This is a genomic window from Streptomyces sp. NPDC059679, from assembly GCF_042734105.1.
Classification (GTDB): Bacteria; Actinomycetota; Actinomycetes; order Streptomycetales; family Streptomycetaceae; genus Streptomyces.
This window is the reverse complement of record NZ_JBHWES010000014.1, coordinates 127,361-143,729: the sequence shown is the minus strand read 5'-3', so window position 1 is coordinate 143,729 and position 16,369 is coordinate 127,361. Positions and strand designations below refer to the sequence as shown.

Annotated in this window: 16 protein-coding genes and 2 tRNA genes; 13 read left to right on the top strand and 5 right to left on the bottom strand. The window is 70.7% G+C overall.

Translation table 11 applies throughout. From position 1 onward, the window contains the following. The first annotated feature begins 17 nt into the window (after window positions 1-17). The 3 genes from ACFV2X_RS18035 (at window position 18) to ACFV2X_RS18025 (ending at window position 1,983) form a co-directional block, all read left to right on the top strand. Window positions 18-91, top strand: a tRNA-Ile gene (locus ACFV2X_RS18035). A gap of 185 nt (window positions 92-276) precedes the next feature. Next, a complete protein-coding gene (locus ACFV2X_RS18030) occupies window positions 277-411 on the top strand; it encodes a DLW-39 family protein (RefSeq protein ID WP_003958712.1) in 135 nt (44 codons plus the stop codon). A 180-nt stretch (window positions 412-591) separates the two neighbouring features. After that, window positions 592-1,983, top strand: a complete 1,392-nt coding sequence (locus ACFV2X_RS18025) for a hypothetical protein (RefSeq protein WP_385617253.1) — start codon at window positions 592-594, stop codon at window positions 1,981-1,983. 115 nt (window positions 1,984-2,098) lie between these two features. On the opposite strand, the gene ACFV2X_RS18020 is transcribed toward ACFV2X_RS18025, so the two are convergent. Further along, window positions 2,099-3,727 (bottom strand): protein kinase, encoded by a 1,629-nt coding sequence (locus tag ACFV2X_RS18020; protein ID WP_385617251.1) that lies wholly within the window; start codon window positions 3,725-3,727, stop codon window positions 2,099-2,101. 48 nt (window positions 3,728-3,775) lie between these two features. Further along, window positions 3,776-4,321, bottom strand: coding sequence for a transcriptional regulator (locus ACFV2X_RS18015; RefSeq protein WP_014177978.1), 546 nt, complete (start codon window positions 4,319-4,321; stop codon window positions 3,776-3,778). Between the two features lie 117 nt (window positions 4,322-4,438). Here ACFV2X_RS18015 and ACFV2X_RS18010 point away from each other — a divergent pair. Together ACFV2X_RS18010 and ACFV2X_RS18005 are read left to right on the top strand one after the other, a co-directional pair. After that, window positions 4,439-4,511 (top strand) — tRNA-Ala (locus ACFV2X_RS18010). 260 nt (window positions 4,512-4,771) lie between these two features. After that, window positions 4,772-5,917, top strand: a complete 1,146-nt coding sequence (locus ACFV2X_RS18005) for a response regulator (protein WP_385617248.1) — start codon at window positions 4,772-4,774, stop codon at window positions 5,915-5,917. Window positions 5,918-6,015: 98 nt separating this feature from the next. On the opposite strand, the gene ACFV2X_RS18000 is transcribed toward ACFV2X_RS18005, so the two are convergent. Next, entirely contained in the window at window positions 6,016-6,723 is a 708-nt protein-coding gene (locus ACFV2X_RS18000) for a DUF5324 family protein (protein WP_385617246.1), read from the bottom strand. Window positions 6,724-6,945: 222 nt separating this feature from the next. Between ACFV2X_RS18000 and ACFV2X_RS17995 the strand changes: the two genes are divergently transcribed. Then, window positions 6,946-7,479, top strand: coding sequence for a peptidylprolyl isomerase (locus ACFV2X_RS17995; RefSeq protein ID WP_358637784.1), 534 nt, complete (start codon window positions 6,946-6,948; stop codon window positions 7,477-7,479). A gap of 202 nt (window positions 7,480-7,681) precedes the next feature. Beyond that, window positions 7,682-8,569 carry a rhomboid family intramembrane serine protease gene (locus ACFV2X_RS17990; protein WP_385617244.1) on the top strand — a complete coding sequence of 296 codons (888 nt, stop codon included), beginning with the start codon at window positions 7,682-7,684 and terminating at the stop codon, window positions 8,567-8,569. Window positions 8,570-8,882: 313 nt separating this feature from the next. On the opposite strand, the gene crgA is transcribed toward ACFV2X_RS17990, so the two are convergent. Next, the gene (gene crgA / locus ACFV2X_RS17985) at window positions 8,883-9,140 is read right to left on the bottom strand and encodes a cell division protein CrgA (RefSeq protein ID WP_014177983.1); all 258 of its coding nucleotides are present in this window, start codon (window positions 9,138-9,140) and stop codon (window positions 8,883-8,885) included. A gap of 146 nt (window positions 9,141-9,286) precedes the next feature. On the opposite strand from crgA, the gene ACFV2X_RS17980 reads away from it, so the two are divergent. The 6 genes from ACFV2X_RS17980 (at window position 9,287) to ACFV2X_RS17955 (ending at window position 14,187) form a co-directional block, all read left to right on the top strand. After that, a complete protein-coding gene (locus ACFV2X_RS17980; protein WP_385617241.1) occupies window positions 9,287-10,054 on the top strand; it encodes a DUF881 domain-containing protein in 768 nt (255 codons plus the stop codon). A 56-nt stretch (window positions 10,055-10,110) separates the two neighbouring features. Then, the gene (locus ACFV2X_RS17975) at window positions 10,111-10,806 is read left to right on the top strand and encodes a class E sortase (RefSeq protein ID WP_385617239.1); all 696 of its coding nucleotides are present in this window, start codon (window positions 10,111-10,113) and stop codon (window positions 10,804-10,806) included. 55 nt (window positions 10,807-10,861) lie between these two features. After that, complete coding sequence (locus tag ACFV2X_RS17970; protein WP_143667732.1) at window positions 10,862-11,053, top strand: hypothetical protein; 192 nt, start codon at window positions 10,862-10,864, stop codon at window positions 11,051-11,053. Then, window positions 11,050-11,700: an aminodeoxychorismate/anthranilate synthase component II gene (locus ACFV2X_RS17965; protein ID WP_089507425.1), complete on the top strand. Its 651-nt coding sequence runs from the start codon at window positions 11,050-11,052 to the stop codon at window positions 11,698-11,700. Before ACFV2X_RS17970 ends, ACFV2X_RS17965 begins: the two co-directional genes overlap by 4 nt. Then, a complete protein-coding gene (locus ACFV2X_RS17960; RefSeq protein ID WP_385617237.1) occupies window positions 11,697-13,370 on the top strand; it encodes a class E sortase in 1,674 nt (557 codons plus the stop codon). Before ACFV2X_RS17965 ends, ACFV2X_RS17960 begins: the two co-directional genes overlap by 4 nt. A 76-nt stretch (window positions 13,371-13,446) precedes the next feature. After that, window positions 13,447-14,187, top strand: coding sequence for a class E sortase (locus tag ACFV2X_RS17955; protein WP_385617235.1), 741 nt, complete (start codon window positions 13,447-13,449; stop codon window positions 14,185-14,187). 94 nt (window positions 14,188-14,281) lie between these two features. On the opposite strand, the gene pknB is transcribed toward ACFV2X_RS17955, so the two are convergent. Further along, on the bottom strand, window positions 14,282-16,294 hold the full coding sequence (gene pknB / locus ACFV2X_RS17950) for a Stk1 family PASTA domain-containing Ser/Thr kinase (RefSeq protein ID WP_385617233.1): 2,013 nt from the start codon (window positions 16,292-16,294) through the stop codon (window positions 14,282-14,284). Window positions 16,295-16,369: the final 75 nt, after the last annotated feature.

Here is a 16,369-nt window from a genome sequence, read left to right as displayed (position 1 = left end):
ATCTTTCGGTGCAGCGCGGGGCTATAGCTCAGACGGTTAGAGCGCTTCCCTGATAAGGAAGAGGCCACAGGTTCAAGTCCTGTTAGCCCCACCGGTGCGATCAGCCCGGACGGAGATCCTCTCTTCGTCCGGGCTGATTCCGTAACGGCGCCCGGGCAGTTGATGAACGGCTGTCGGCCGGCCAATGCCGGGCATAGGTCACCGAACGGTATCGGCCGGTGTGTATCATCGGGCGCCAGAGGTCCCCTACGTCAAGGAAAGAGACGAGGTAGCGCGGTGAAGAAGCTTCTCCTGGTCGCACTGGCCGCCATCGGCGGGCTCCTCGTGTACCGCCAGATCCAGGCGGATCGCGCCGAGCAGGATCTGTGGACGGAGGCGACCGACTCCGTGCCCGCAGGTTCGGGTGTGTGAGACCAACAGCTCTGTACAGGGCCCCGACCGCTGGAGCGGTCGGGGCCCTGTCGGCTTTACTGGCGGCTGTCGCGGGACTCCTCGCGGCAACCGTCTTCTTTGTTCACTCTTGCAAATGAAATGCTTGCATAAGCAAAGTTGAACGGGCTGTGCGGCCGGTACGACGAGGAGTGACCCGCGATGGATGACCGCAGCAAGGTCAGGACCGGCCTCGCCGCGGTGGCCGCGCTGTGCGCGGTGGCCACGGCGCCAGGACCGGCCGGCCAGGCCTGGGCCGCGCCCGCGGACGGGGCCGCCGGGGCGCGGCCGTACCGGACCGAGGGGACCTTGATCCACGGCACCGACGCCGCCGAGGGCGCCCCGCTGCTCAAGCCGGGGCTCGGCTACGTCGACAGCATCGCGGCGGGCCAGAAGCGGTACTACAGCGTCCGTCTGGACACCGCGTCCGGCGCGTATGTCTCGGCGGTCGCGGCGCCCCGCCCGGGGGCGGGCGTCGTCTCGTACCAGGACCGGGTCAAGGTGACGCTGGAGAGCCCCGACGGCACCACCTGCGACAGCTCCGACCGGAAGATCGAGGCGAACGGTGTGGCCTATCCGCTCGCCGACTACGCGGCACGCCAGGCCGCGTCGGGCTCGGTGGCCTCCTGCCGGAAGTCGGGCCGGTACGTCGTCACGGTGGAGCGCGGAGCCGGCTCCCAGGACCCCGACAGCTGGCCGCTGGAGCTCAGGCTGATGGTGGAGCCGCCGGTGAAGGGCGGGGACACCGGGCAGGCCCCGGAGGGCAGTTGGCACGCCACCCCGCCCGAGCTGCCCGATGGCAAGGCGCGGTGGCGGCCGGGCGGCACGGGGTTCAACGACGCGCGTCCGTTGTCCACCGGGGTGTGGGCGGATCAGATCAGGCCGGGCGAGACCCACTTCTACCGGGTGCCGATCGACTGGGGACAGCGGCTCGACGCCACCGCCGAACTGCCCGCCGCGAAGACCGGAGAGACGGCCGGGGTCAACGACGCGCTGGGGCTTCGGGTCTTCAACCCGGCGCGCGGCCTGACGAAGAAGGGCTCCTTCGAGGCATACGAGGGCCGGAAGGCGCAGGTGGAGGCGGACACCGTCCCCGTGGCGTACGGCAACCGCTCGGCGCGGGCCGACTACTCCGTGCGCAAGATGAGCTTCGCCGGGTGGTACTACCTGGCGGTCACGGTGAATCCGGACGTCACGCGGTTCTTCAAGGACACGGTGCCGCTCACCCTGCGGGTGCGGATCTCGGGCACCGCGAAGGCCGGGCCGACGTACGACGGGGACGCGGTCCGGGCGGGCTTCGGCCTCACGGACGCCGAGCGGCGGGGGGCCGCCCAGGGACCGGCGACCGGGGACGATGCCGGGGCAGCGGTGGCCGACGCCACGGCCGAGGGCCGGCTGCGGCTGGTGGGCTATGTGAGCTACGCCGTCGGCGCGCTGCTGCTGCTCGGGCTCGGGGGGTGGACGCTGGCGGCCCGGCGCCGTGCCCCGGCCGCCGCGGCCCCGGCATCCGGGCCGGGCAGGCACCGGCGGTACGGGCCGCCGCCTGCCTGGTAGGTGGCGCCGGCGCGGTGGGCGGCGGCCGCTTGGCGGGTGACGCCCGCTTGGCGGACGGCGCCCGCCTGGTGGGTGGCGCCTGCCTGGTGGGTGGCCACGGCCCGTGGCCGTCGGGTCAGCCCGCGGTCAGTAACGCCCATGTGCCGACCGCGAAGCACACGGCCGCGGCGATCAGGATCGCGATCGTCGTCTTCCGGGACGGTCCGGGGCGGCGTCGGGCGGTGGGGGGAACCTGCGGCTGCGGAGCGGTGTATGGACGAGTAGGAGGGAATTCGTGCTGGGCCGCCGGGGCGGAAGCCGTGGCCGGAGTGGGAGTGGGGGTAGGCGTATGCGCGGGCGGGGGGCCTGGCTGTTGCCGCGGATCGGGCGTGGCCTGCGGCGGCTGTGCGGGTCGTACGGGCCGTGGAGGCGTCGTGGGCTGCGCGGGCGCCGGCTGGGACGCCGGCGGCTGCGGAAGGCCGGAGTACGGCGTGTGGGGGGCGTGCGGGGGGTACGGGGTTTGGGGCTGCCCGGTCGGGAACTGGCCGGTGTGCGGCTGCCCGGTGGGCGGCTGGGGGGCCGAGGGCGGTGGTGGGGCCGGGTGCTGCGGTATCCCGGTGTGCGGCGTCTGGGGCTGGGGCGGCGGCAGTTGGAAGCTGCCGGTGTCCGACATCGACGGTTGCGAAACGGACGGCTGCGAAACCGACGATTCGGATGGTTGTGGCCGGGACGGCTTGGACGGGGGTGGCGTGCTGGGCCCCTGGGGGCCCGGTGGCTGGGGTGTCGGGCCGCTGTGCGCGTGGGCCGTGCTGGTGCTGGTGCTGGTGCTGGTGCCGGTGCTGGTGTCAGCGTCGGCCTCGGTGTGCGCGCCCGCCCGTTGGATCGTCCGGAAGGGACCCTCGGACCCGAACCCCTCGGGGAGCGGCCCGAGATGGTCGAAGACCTCGATCACCTCGTCGTCGATGCCGGGCTCGGGCAGCATCTCGGTGGCCGCGAGAAGCGCCTTGCGCGCCCCTGTGGCCGTGCGGAACCGGTCCTCGGGATCGGGCTGCAGCAGATTTGCGATCACCTGCCACAGCGGCTCGGGCACCCCCGTGGGCGCGTTCGGCACACCCTGCTCGAACAGCTTGATCAGGGCTTCCGCGTCCGGTTTGTGCCCGCTGAGCAGATACAGCGCCACCAGCCCGACCGCGAAGAGGTCGGCGGGGAAGTCCGGCTCCTCGCCCATCATCTGCTCGGGCGCGAAGTAACCGGGCGTACCCATCACGTAGTTGGCCTCGGTGAGCCGGGGTTCCCCCTTCGTCAGCGCGATGCCGAAGTCGGACAGCCGCACATGCGGCCGGCCCGTCCCGGTGGCCTCCAGCAGGATGTTCGCGGGTTTGATGTCGCGGTGCACCACGCCTTCCGCGTGCACCGCCGCCAGGCCGGAAAGCAACTGGTCGAGCAGCGTGCACACATAGCGCGGCGGCAGCGGGCCGTAGTCCCCGATGAGGTGGGCGAACGAGCCGCCGCCCACCAGGTCCATGGTGAACAGCACCTTGTCGTCGTCCGCCGCCCAGCTGGCCGGTGCCAGCACATAGGGGTGGTCGATGCGCAGCGCCTGTTCCCGTACGAACCGCAGCAGGGTGTGCGCATCGCGCTGCTGCAGCACCTTCGCCGCGACGTAGCGGCGGCGCCGGTGGTCCCAGACGCGCCATACGGCGCCCACGCCACCGCGCCCGATCGGGTCGACCAGCTCGTACCGGCCCGCGAAGACTTCACCCATCGCGCGGCCCCCGCCCACTCATCGGCTCGTCAGCAGTCCGTCAGCCCATCAGTTCTGGTGCGCCTCGTAGTGGGCGACCGCCTCGGCGGTCCGCCCGGCGCCGTACACCCGGAGGAACTCTGCCAGCTCCGGGTGGGTGGGGGCGAGGGTGTCGGCGGCGTCGATGATGTCGCCCGCGGCGGACACCGAGCGCAGCAGCGACTGGATCTCGCGGACCACGCGCCGCACGGTGGGGGCGCCGGTGCTCGCCGTGGTCTGTGTGGTGTTCAGCACGGAGCCCCCCGCGGACTTCTTGATCTCCTCCATGCGCTCGGCGGCCTCGGCGGCGCTGACCCGGCCGTCCGCCGCCTGGCTCGACAGCTCCTGCAGGGCCTGTACCCGCTGGACGACGGCCGGGTTGCCGATCTTGGCTCGCTGGCCGCTCATCAGCTGCGAGAGCATGGGCGCGGACAGACCGAGGACGGCGGCGAGGCGGGCCTGGTTGAGGCCGAGGTCGTCGATGAGACGGCGGAAGAGCGCCCCCAGCGGTTCCCCGTACCAGCTGCGCTGCAGCTCCCGTGCGCGGGCGGTGGCATCCTGCTGTGCTGCGTCCATTCGCTCTCCCCTTCGCTTCGCTGCAGCGAATCTTGCGTGGCATCCTACGGAGGGCGGTACGCGCGAGCGATACCCGGTCGGGAAAGGTGGCCACAACCAGGTATCCTGATCGGCGACGGGGCCTTAGCTCAGTTGGTAGAGCGCCGTCTTTGCATGGCGGATGTCAGGAGTTCGACTCTCCTAGGCTCCACTTTCGTCACCGGCCAGGACACCAGAAGCGTGCCCTGGCCGGTTTTTCTTGCCGCCCAAGTCCCGCGGGTCCCTTGGTGCGGTTGGCCCGCGCGGGCCCGCAGCGCCGTTCCGGGGCATTGTCCTCCCACATGTTGCCCGGTGTTGCCGCTCTCGCCGTTGTCGCGTGCAACACCTCCGGAATGCCTCACGCTGGCCTCAACTCGGGCATGTGGTCCGGGAGTCGTCTGGTCGGCGCGATCCGCCGTGCGGGGAGACAAGATGCGTGAGCTGCGGCCCTTGGGTGAGGGTCTGAGCCAGGAATGCCGGGATTTCGCCTTGGCGCTGCGGGACCTGTTCAAAGGGCTGGACGTCTCGGTACGCAGATATGCCGCGCGCAGGTATCGCGATCCGGGCACGCTCTCGCGCTATCTGAGCGGGACGCGCATCCCGCCGTGGGAGTTCGTGCAGGACCTGTTCACCGATCTCGCCGAGCGGCGGGGCACCGCGGCGACCCCGGCCGCGATCGAGCTGGTGCGGGAGCTGCACCGGGCCGCGGTGCACACGAGCGGATCGCCCGGCCACGCCATGGAGATCCTCCAGCATCAGCTGGCGGATGCCGACCGGGAGGCCAGGACGTCAAGCGTGACGGAGGACGTGCTGGGGGAGGCGCTGCTCGACCGGCAGCACCGGATCGCCGATCTCGAGGTGCGGCTGAACCAGCTGGAAGCGGCGTGGGCGACGGAGCGCACCCGGGCGGACACGCTGGAGCTGGGTCTTCCCGACCAAGCGGAGCTGATCAAGGAGCGGGACATGCTCCAGCGCGAGGTGAAGCGCCTCACGGAGGAGCTGGAGGATGTGCGGCTGCGCGGGTTACTGGCGGAGGACCGCTGCCAGATGCTGGAGCGGCAGCTGGCCATGGTGGAGTCCCAGCGCCCGGCCGCGGCCCCGGCGCCGGACGGGGTGCCCGACGCCCCCGCGGAGCCCGTGATGTCCAGGCCCTGCTCGGGGCCTCGTCCCAAGATCCTCGTGGTCGACGACCAGCACAACAACCTGCTGGCCATGGCAGCCGTGCTGGCCAAGCTGGACCAGGAGCTGGTGACCGCGTCCTCGGGGCAGGAAGCTCTCAAGGCCCTGCTAGACCACGACGACTTCGCGGTGATCCTGCTGGACGTGCAGATGCCGGAGATGGACGGCTATGAGACCGCGGCCCATATCCAGCGGCGGCGCCGCAACCGGGACATCCCGATCATCTTCATGACCGCGATGGGCGCCGACCCGGAGCACTCCTCCCGGGGATACGCGGCCGGTGCGGTGGACTACATCGCCAAGCCGTTCGACCCTTGGGCGTTGCGCGCCAAGGTCTCCGTCTTCACGGAGATCTTCCTGGAGCGGCGCCGGTACAGCGAGCGCGTTGCCGCCCACTGACCGGCCGGGGGAGGCCGGCAGCGGGAGGGGAATGGCGAAGGGCGGGGACGCGGTGGTCTCCCGCCCTTCCGGGTGTGCTGCCCGGCGCCCGGCCCGGCTCAGCGATCGTTCTCGTTCGCCTGCTTGCTCTGCGCCTCCGGGTCGAGTGTGGACTGGTCGCTGCCGTCCACCGACGTCAGCGGCTCGCGCCCGCTCAGCTCGGTCGCAGCCGGGGGCTCGACCAGCCAGTCGGGGTTGGCCTGCCTGTCCCACCACTTCCACGCGGTGAAGATCCCGGCGCCCACGAGGCCGACGAAGGCGGTGCGCTTGGCGATGCGGCCGGTGCGGTCCCTCCTGCGGCGGCGCCTGGCGAGCTTGTGGATGTCGGCCGCGGTCACATGGTCACGCAGGGCGGCGAGAGCCGCGGTGCTGCGGGTGACGGCCTCCTCGCACACCGGCCCGGCGGTGGCGCGCGCCTCGGCCACCGCGTGCTGGACGCGCGGTGCGGTGTACCGGGCGGCCTTGCGCGCCGCCTTGCGGGTGCGGGCGGCCGCCCGGGTGGCCGCGTCGTCGACCCCGCGCGGCAGGGTGCCGCGGGCCTGGGTCAGCCGCGGCGCGATATGCACGTGGTACTGACTGCCTGCGGTGTGGCGGGCCTGGTGCGCGGCGTGCGAGACCTTCGGCCCCAGCTGTACGCGAGCCGTGTGCGCGTAGCGCGTGGCGGCGTCCTTGGCCGTACCGGCGTAGGGCGCCACCACCTCCGCCGCGTGCAGGACGCTGCCCTTGGCGGTGCCGGTCGCGGCTCGCACGCTCTCCATGCGGGTCACGGGATCCTCCCCTTTCCGTTTCATGGAAGATCATGCCTATTTATGACGATCATGCCTGTGCACAGGATGCCGGGCACGCGCGGCCGGGCATCCGGGGCACGTACGGGTTCCCGTCCGGGTCGGCATGAATCGTGTGTGCCGCGCGCCGCTTCGTGGGTACGCGTCGTCGCGGCGTCCGTGCGAGGATCAAGGGACCGCAATGAAAACTATGGAAGGTAGATCGTGGCTGAGCAGCTCTACGCCACCCTGAAGACGAACAATGGCGACATCGTGGTCCGGCTGCTGCCGAACCACGCTCCCAAGACGGTCAAGAACTTCGTGGAGCTCGCCGAGGGCACCCGTGAGTGGACCCACCCGGCGACGGGCAAGCGGGCCAAGGAGAAGCTGTACGACGGCACCGTCTTCCACCGCGTGATCAGCGGCTTCATGATCCAGGGCGGTGACCCGCTGGGCAACGGCACTGGTGGCCCCGGCTACGAGTTCGGCGACGAGTTCCACCCGGACCTGGCGTTCAACAAGCCGTACCTCCTGGCGATGGCCAACGCCGGCCCGGGCACCAACGGCTCGCAGTTCTTCATCACCGTGGCGCCGACCGCGTGGCTGACCGGTAAGCACACCATCTTCGGCGAGGTCGTCGACGAGGCGAGCAAGAAGGTCATCGACGCGATCGCGGGCACCTCGACCAACCCGCGCACCGACCGCCCGCTCAACGACGTCGTCATCGAGTCGGTCGTCGTGGAGACCCGCGAGGGCTGAAACCGAGGGCTGACCTCGAGGCCGTCATCGCCACGCGGCGGAGCCGCATGTCGACGCAGCCGGCTGCCGCCGCGTTGGCGGGCCCGCGCCGGGCCGCGCCGGACCGGTGGCGGGAACTCCGCGCCCCGCCTGTCCGTCTTGACGGCAGGCAGGCGGGCACGTGGGCCCGGTGCGAGCATGGAGTGCAGGGCAAGGGGAGACGATGGAGGACCAGGCGGTCTGCTGCTATCGGCATCCGCAGCGGGAGACCGGCATAAGCTGTGTCCGCTGCGAGCGGCCGATCTGCCCGGAGTGCATGATCAGCGCCTCGGTGGGTTTCCAGTGCCCGGAGTGCGTGCGCGGTGGTGGGCAGGGCTCCTCCGGCGGGCCTGTCCCGGCGGGTCACCCGGTGCGGGACGCCCGGCCGCGCACGATAGCGGGCGGCGCGCTCACCGCGGACCCGCGGCTGGTGACCAAGATCCTCATCGGCCTCAATCTCGCCGTGTGGTTCGTGGCGCTCGCGATCGGCGACCGGTTTGTGAACGCGCTGGACCTGGTGGGCCGGGCGTACGACCCCACCGCGGCCGATCTTGTGGGGGTCGCCGAGGGCCAGTGGTATCGGCTGGTCACCGCGATGTTCCTGCACCAGCAGGCGTATCACATCGCCTTCAACATGCTTTCGCTGTGGTGGCTCGGCGGGCCGCTGGAGGCGGCGCTCGGCCGGGCGCGCTATCTCGCGGTGTATCTGCTGGCCGGGCTGGGCGGCAGCGCGCTGTCGTATCTGCTCGCCGCGCAGAACCAGCCCTCGCTCGGCGCCTCCGGGGCGATCTTCGGCCTGCTCGGCGCGACGGCGGTCCTGATGCGCCGCCTCAACTACGACATGCGGCCGGTCATCGCGCTGCTCGTGCTCAACCTGATCTTCACATTCGCCTGGTCCCGTATCGCCTGGCAGGCCCATGTCGGCGGCCTGGTCGTGGGCACGGCGGTGGCGTACGGGATGGTGCACGCGCCGCGCGAGAAGCGCGCGCTGGTGCAGCGGCTCACCTGCGCGCTGATGCTGCTCGCGATCGTCGCGGTGGTGTGGCTGCGGACGGTCCAGCTCACCGGCTGACCGGGCGGCACCGGCCGTACGCAACCGGCCGTACGCAAGCGCCGCTGCCGCGGCCCCGGCCGTATTGGGGATATCCACAGCACAGTTGTCCACAGCAAGTGCCTGATCTTGTGCAAGCTGTGGAGAACATCAGTGCGGGCCCGCACTCATCTGCGTTTCCCCAGGCAGAGGCAGGTGTGAACGGTCGAACGGATGTGTTCGGCCGATCACACCGGCGTCAATGCGGCGGAAGTTATCCACAGATCTTCTGAGTTTTCCCCGGCTGTGGATAACTCTGTGGACGACCGGGGCGCGGAGGATCGGAGGGACGATCCTACTTCCACTGAGTGGAGACCACGAACCCGGCGGCGATGAAGCCGAAACCGACCACGATGTTCCAGTTGCCCAGGGAGTCGACGGGCATATCCCCGGTCGTCACGTAGAACATCACGATCCAGGCGAGGCCGATGAGGAACATCGCCAGCATCAACGGAGCCACCCACCGGCGGCCGCTGTGCAGGCTGATGTTAGTGGCCTGCTTCGCCGGCGGCGGAGTGAAGTCGTCCTTCTTGCGGATCCGTGACTTCGGCACGAGGAACTCTCCTGTCGATGCGCTGCGTGACCGCGCGGTATTGATACGGACGGCACCGGGTCGGGGCTGGGGCGGGGGACCAGACCCTTCACTCGGGGCGTCCGTTAGCGTAGTCCTTCCGCGGCGTCGTAAGGAGTAAGGGTACGTTGAGCAATTCCGCCGGCACCCCCGACCCAGGCCCCCGCCGCCCCGCCTTCCGCCCCGTCCGGCTGCTGACCGCCGCGGTTTTCGCGCTCGCCGGACTGATCTTCTGGACCAGCTTCGACACCGCGCAGGGCACCAATCTCCGCAGCGACGAGTCGATGCTGAGGCTGTCCGACCTCATCCAGGAGCGCAGCCGCAAGAACGCCGGGCTCGACGACAGCACCGCCCAGCTGCGCTCGCGGGTCGACGCCCTCGCCCGCCGCGACAACGGCGCCACGGACGCCGAGCGCCGCAGGCTCGCCGCGCTGGAGCGAAACGCGGGCACCCAGAAGCTCACCGGAACGGGGCTCTCCGTCACCCTCACCGACGCCCCGCCGAACGCGACGGCGAAGATCCCCGGAGTGCCCGAGCCGCAACCCAACGACCTGGTCATCCACCAGCAGGACCTGCAGGCCGTGGTCAACGCGCTGTGGCAGGGCGGAGCGCGGGGGATCAAGGTCATGGACCAGCGGCTGATCTCGACCAGCGCGGTGCGCTGCGTCGGCAACACCCTGATCCTCCAGGGCCGGGTCTACTCGCCGCCGTACACCATCACCGCCGTCGGCGACCGGGGCAAGCTGCGCGCCGCGCTGGCCGCCTCCCCCGCGATCGAGAACTACCGCAGCTATGTCGAGGCGTACGGGCTCGGCTGGAAAGTCGCCCAGCACGACAGGGTGACTCTTCCCGGCTACTCCGGCACAGTGGACCTGCACTACGCCCAGCCCCGGTGAAACGCGTCATCGCGAGAACGCGACAGGCGCGGTGAACATGGACAGGTGTGCGGTCGATGAGGGTGCGACTGATCGTCAGGACGCTCAGTGAGATCTGTCTCACCGTGGGCACCCTGATCGTCCTCTTTGTCGTCTATGTCCTGTACTGGACCGGCGTCCTCGCCGACCGCGCGATGGACGGGGAGATCGACCGGCTCCAGGACCGATGGGCGACCGGCCCGGTCGCGGGCGCCGAGGCGACGGAGCCCCCGGCAGTCCGCCGCCCCGGGCCGGAGCCGTACCGGGACGGCGCGTCATTCGCGATCATGTACATCCCCCGCTTCGGCGCCGACTGGGCCAAGCCGGTCCTTCAGGGCACTGGGACCGACACCCTGAAGAAGGGCCTTGGCCACTACACCCGCACCGCCCAGCTCGGTGCCCGCGGCAATTTCGCCGTCGCCGGGCACCGCCGCACCTACGGCGACCCGTTCAAGGACTTCCCCCGGCTGCGCCCCGGCGACGCCGTAGTGCTCAGCGACGGCACGACCTGGTACACGTACCGCATCGACAAGCGGCCCTACCGCACGCTGCCCACCGACGTCGGCGTCATCGACCCGGTGCCGCGCGCGTCCGGGTTCCGGGGGCCGGGCCGCTATCTGACCCTCACGACCTGTGAGCCGGAGTGGGGGCACAGCCATCGGCTGATCGCCTGGGCACATCTGGACGCCACCCGTCCAGTGACCGAAGGCAAGCCGGAAGCTTTGCTCAGCTGACCCACCGGCCCCGGGCCCGGCCCCTTACTCTGGTGCTGCAGTCGACTTCTTCGTCGTGAGTAGGGATGGCATGTACGGCTGGATCTGGCGGCATCTGCCGGGCAACGCATGGGTGCGGGCGCTGATTTCGCTCGTACTGGTGCTGGCGATCGTCTTCGTGCTCTTCCAGTACGTCTTCCCGTGGGCGGAGCCCCTGCTGCCGTTCGGCGATGTGACGGTCGACGAGGGAATGGCGGGCCCCCGGTGAGCGCGCGCATCCTGGTCGTCGACAACTACGACAGCTTCGTCTTCAACCTGGTCCAGTACCTCTACCAACTCGGCGCCGAGTGCGAGGTGCTGCGCAACGACGAGGTGGCCCTCGGCCACGCCCAGGACGGCTTCGACGGCGTCCTGCTGTCCCCGGGCCCCGGCACCCCCGAGGAGGCGGGCGTCTGCGTCGACATGGTGCGGCACTGCGCGCGCACCGGCGTGCCGGTCTTCGGTGTCTGCCTGGGGATGCAGTCCATGGCCGTCGCGTACGGCGGGGTCGTCGGGCGCGCCCCCGAGCTGCTGCACGGCAAGACCTCGCGCGTGACGCACGAGGGCACCGGCGTCTTCAAGGGCCTTCCGTCGCCCTTCACCGCCACCCGCTACCACTCGCTGGCCGTCGAACGGGACACCGTCCCGGACGAGTTGGAGATCACGGCCTGGACGGAGACGGGCATCGCGATGGGGCTGCGCCACCGTCGGCTGCCCGTGGAGGGCGTGCAGTTCCATCCCGAGTCGGTGCTCACCGAGTGGGGGCACCGGATGCTCGCCAACTGGCTCGAGGAGTGCGGCGACACGGGGGCGGTGGGGCGGTCGGCGGGTCTGGCCCCCGTGGTGGGGGCGGTCGGCGGTAAGGCCGGCGAGTGACCGCACTGCGCCCCGAGCGCGAGGGCGCGCCCCAAGGCGCCCAGGAGCCCGACCCATACGCGCCGTACGAGCCGAATGAGCCGCCCGGCGCCTACGGGGGCACGGACGCGTTCGCGGCGGCGGTGGAGCGGCTGGACGACCCCCTGACCGATCCGCTGCCCAGATCCTCGCCCGGACTCGTACCAGGGACCGTGACCGGGCCCGGCGCGGGGCCCGCCACCGGGCCCGCTACGAGGCCCACCGCCGGGCCTGCCGCGGGGCCTTCGACGGGGCCCATGACGGGGCGTACCACCGGGCCCATGACGGGGCCCATGGCCGAACCTCCGCCAGGGCCCGTCAGAACGCCCGCTGCCGGGCCTGTGGCGGGTCGGGCGGCGCCGTCCGTGCCTGGAGCGCCTGGACCCGCCCCGACCGCTGAGCGGCCTCCTGGAGGCCCGCCCAGAGCCCGCCATCGCCGCCCCGCCCCCGCGGCGCCCGCCGGGCCCGCCACACCCGCTGACGCGGACGCGACGGCCGTGCTGCCGCGGGTGTCCGGGGCGGGGGCTCCGGCACAGGCGCCGACTGGGCAAACGCCGACTGGGCAAACGCCAGGCGGACAGGCGACAGGCAGGCGACGGGCGGCGCGCGACGACGAGACCGTGGCGCTGCGCGCGGTCCGGGCGGGGACGGCCGACGGGCCCAAGGCCGCCGCTCCCCCTCCGGGCGACGACGAGACGGTGCTGCTGCGGCAGATCGCGGCCGACCCCGCCGAGGAGGCTGCCGCGGACGGCCCGCAGGAGCCGCCGCCCGGGGGCCGGGCCGCGCGCAGGCGCGCCGCTCAGGCGGCGGCCAAGCGCGGCGGCGGCAGACGGGGAGCCCGCGCGCGCGGCGGGGCGGGGGGCGCGGGCGACGATACGGGCACCGCCACCGCCACCCCGGCCGGAAGCGGGCCACAGACGGCGAAGCCCCGCACCCGTATGGAGGCCAAGCGCGCCGCCCGGGCGCGCAAGGACAGCCCGGCCGTCATCGCGAGCCGTGTCGTCGGTGAGCTGTTCATCACGGTCGGCGTGCTGATGCTGCTCTTCGTGACCTACCAGCTGTGGTACACCAACATCCTGGCCCATCAGCAGGCGAACGGCGCCGCCAACAGCCTCCAGAAGAAGTGGGATCGGGAGGGCGGGGCGAACCGTGATCCCGGTACGTTCTCGCCCGGCGAGGGCTTCGCGATCCTCTACATCCCCAAGCTGGACGTCAAGGCCCCCATCGCCGAAGGGATCAGCAAGCAGAAGGTCCTCGACCACGGCATGGTCGGCCACTACGGCAGCGGCAAGCTGAAGACCGCGATGCCGTGGGACAAGAAGGGCAACTTCGCGCTGGCCGGGCACCGCAACACCCATGGTGAGCCGTTCCGGTACATCAATAACCTCAAGCCCGGCGACAAGATCGTCGTGGAGACGCAGAACGCGTTCTTCACCTACGAGATGACCAGCATCCTGCCGCAGACCCAGCCCTCGAACACAGGAGTGATCGGTCCGGTGCCGCCCGGCTCGGGCTTTACGGAACCGGGCCGCTACATCACCCTGACGACCTGCACCCCCGAGTTCACCAGCAAATACCGCATGATCGTCTGGGGCAAGATGGTCGACGAGCGGCCTCGGAGCAAGGGCAAGCCGGACGCGTTGGTCCAGTGAGCGAGCGCGGCCGGGAAGGCCAGAACGACCAGGTAGTCAGAAAGACCGGGACGACCGGAAAAAGGGGTAGGACGCGGTGGCACGGACCGACCAAGACGAGCGGCCGGGCGAACTGCCCGCCGCGCCCGCGCGGCAGGGCCGCCCCCGCCGGGGGCGGATAGCCGCGGCCGTCGGCATTCTGGGCGAGCTGCTGATCACCGTGGGGGTGCTCCTCGCCCTCTTCGTCGTCTACTCGCTGTGGTGGACGAATGTGCTGGCCGACCGCGAGGCGAAGAAGCAGGGCGACCGGGTGCGCCGGCAGTGGGCGCAGCAGGAGGGGCCCGGCCGGCTCGACACCAAGGACGGCATCGGCTTTCTGCATGTGCCGGCCATGCACAACGGCGAGGTGCTGGTCAAGAAGGGCACGGCGACGGAGACGCTGAACGACGGCGTCGCCGGCTACTACACCAAGCCGGTGAAGTCGGCGATGCCGTGGGACAAGAAGGGCAACTTCACCCTGGCCGCGCACCGGGACGGGCACGGCGCCAAGTTCCACAACATCGACAAGCTGGACAAGGGTGACGCGATCGTCTTCGAGACCCGGGACGTCTGGTACATCTACAAGGTCTACGCGGAGCTGTCCGAGACCTCGAAGTACAACGTGCGGGTGCTCAGCCCGGTCCCCAAGGAGTCGGGGAAGACGAAGCCGGGCCGCTACATCACGCTCTCGACATGCACACCGGTCTACACCTCGCGCCACCGGTACATCGTGTGGGGCGAGCTGGAGCGTACGGAGAAGGTCGACGCGGACCGTACGCCGCCCAAGGAGCTGCGTTAACCGCCAGGCCCGACCACGGGGAAGCCCCGGCCGCCCGATTCCCGGGCGCCGGGGCTTCTTGCCGAGGCGACTGCTGCCGCGCGGAGCGCGCGTCCTAGGGCCCGCCGGTGGGGCCGCCGAACGGGATGGTGCCGCCGTCGCCGCCGCCGTCACCGCCCCCGTTGTTGCCCTGGCCACTGTCGAAGGTGGTCAGGTTGACGACCTGGCCCTTGGGCACCTGCTGGCCCTCCGCCGGGTCGGAGAACAGCACCCTGGAGTCCTCGTTCTGCGATCCGGAGACGGTGCCGACGGTGAGGCCGGCGTCCTCGAGGGCCTTCTTGGCGTCCTTGAGCTTCTGGCCGCGCAGCTGGGGCACCGCGACGTTCTGCTGCTGCGCGGGGGCCTTGGCGACGGTCAGGGTGACGGTCGTGTTGGGCAGGACCTGCTCGTTGGGCTGGGGGTTCTGGCTGATGACCGTGCCCGCCTCGACGTCGGCGTTCTCGACCTCCGTGGTCTGCACCTTCAGGCCCGCGCCCTCGAGCGTGGAGGTGGCGTCCGCGAGCTTCTTGGTGGTGACGTCAGGGACGGTGACCTTCGACTGGGCCCGGGCGACGGTCAGGGTGATCTCGGTGCCCGGCGCGACCTTCTTGCCGCCCTTGGGGTCCTGGTCGATGACCTTGTCCGCGGTCTGGTCGGACTCCTCGGTCGTCTTGTTGACCTTGAAGCCCTTGGCCTCGAGCTGCTGCTTGGCGCTCTCGAACTGGATGTTGATGACGTCGGGGACTTCGACCTTCTCGGCGGGCTTGGGGCCCTTGGACATGGTCAGCCGGACCGTGCCGCCGCGCTCGATGGCCTTCTCGCCCTTCGCGCTCTGCTCGCAGACCGTGTTCTTGTCCGCATCGCAGAAGATGGGGCTGCCGGTCACCTTGACCTTGAAGTCCGCGTTTACGCCCTGTTGCCTGGCCTCTGAGAGGGTCAGCCCCTTCAGCGACGGCACATCGACGTTCTCGCTGTTGTTGTTCCCACTGAAGATCTCCTTGCCGATGAAGATCGCTCCGACCAGCACCAGGATGCCGGCCAGGACCAGCAGGATCGTCGAGAGGTTGCTCTTCTTCTCGGGCCCGCGCCTGCGGTCGGGGCGCTCGTCGTAGCCGAAGCCCCCATCGTCGTCGCGCATCGGCGGCAGCATCGAGGTCTGGGCGCCGACGTCCTGCGACCGCAGCATGGTCGTGGGCTGGTCCTCGCCGCCGTAGCCGACCGCGCCCAGCGCGGCGGTGGCGGCGACGGGCTGGCCCTCCAGGGCCGCTTCGATGTCGGCGCGCATCTCGTCGGCGGACTGGTAGCGGTAGTCCGGGTCCTTGACCAGGGCCCGCAGCACGATCGCGTCCATTTCCGGGGTGATCTCCGGATCGAACGTGCTCGGCGGCTGCGGCTCCTCCCGTACGTGCTGATAGGCGACGGCGACCGGTGAGTCGCCGATGAACGGCGGGCGCACGGTCAGCAGCTCGTACAGCAGACAGCCGGTGGAGTAGAGGTCGCTGCGCGCGTCGACGGTCTCGCCCTTGGCCTGCTCGGGGGAGAGGTACTGGGCGGTGCCGATCACGGCGGCGGTCTGCGTCATGGTCATACCGGCGTCGCCCATGGCCCGGGCGATGCCGAAGTCCATGACCTTGACCTGGCCGTTCCTGGTGAGCATGACGTTCGCCGGCTTGATGTCACGGTGGACGATGCCGTTGCGGTGCGAGTACTCCAGAGCTTGGAGAATCCCGACGGTCATCTCCAGGGACCGTTCGGGGAGCAGCTTTCTGCCGGAGTGCAGCAGCTCCCGCAGGGTGGATCCGTCGACGTACTCCATCACGATGTACGGGATCGAGACCCCGTCGACGTAGTCCTCGCCGGTGTCGTAGACCGCGACGATCGCGGCGTGGTTGAGCGAGGCGGCCGACTGGGCCTCTCGGCGGAACCGGGCTTGGAAGGACGGGTCGCGGGCCAGATCCACCCGGAGCGTCTTCACGGCGACAGTGCGGCCGAGGCGGGTGTCATGCGCGAGGTAGACCTCGGCCATGCCACCGCGGCCGAGCACAGAGCCCAGCTCATACCGGCCGCCGAGGCGACGCGGCTCTTCCATAGCTACTCCAGCCCTCTTCCGTCATTCCCGGCCGCACCCGTAGGGGCCCGGCGGTGTGCTGCTCGGGCATACCGT

Bases quoted from the DNA above. Each gene is read 5' to 3' on its own strand.
- ACFV2X_RS17990 (WP_385617244.1), top strand. From the start codon at position 7,682: ATGGAGGACCAGGCGGTCTGCTGCTATCGGCATCCGCAGCGGGAGACC.
- ACFV2X_RS18015 (WP_014177978.1), bottom strand. From the start codon at position 4,321: ATGGACGCAGCACAGCAGGATGCCACCGCCCGCGCACGGGAGCTGCAG.
- ACFV2X_RS18020 (WP_385617251.1), bottom strand. From the start codon at position 3,727: ATGGGTGAAGTCTTCGCGGGCCGGTACGAGCTGGTCGACCCGATCGGG.
- pknB (WP_385617233.1), bottom strand. From the start codon at position 16,294: ATGGAAGAGCCGCGTCGCCTCGGCGGCCGGTATGAGCTGGGCTCTGTG.
- ACFV2X_RS18005 (WP_385617248.1), top strand. From the start codon at position 4,772: ATGCGTGAGCTGCGGCCCTTGGGTGAGGGTCTGAGCCAGGAATGCCGG.
- ACFV2X_RS18025 (WP_385617253.1), top strand. From the start codon at position 592: ATGGATGACCGCAGCAAGGTCAGGACCGGCCTCGCCGCGGTGGCCGCG.
- ACFV2X_RS17975 (WP_385617239.1), top strand. From the start codon at position 10,111: ATGAGGGTGCGACTGATCGTCAGGACGCTCAGTGAGATCTGTCTCACC.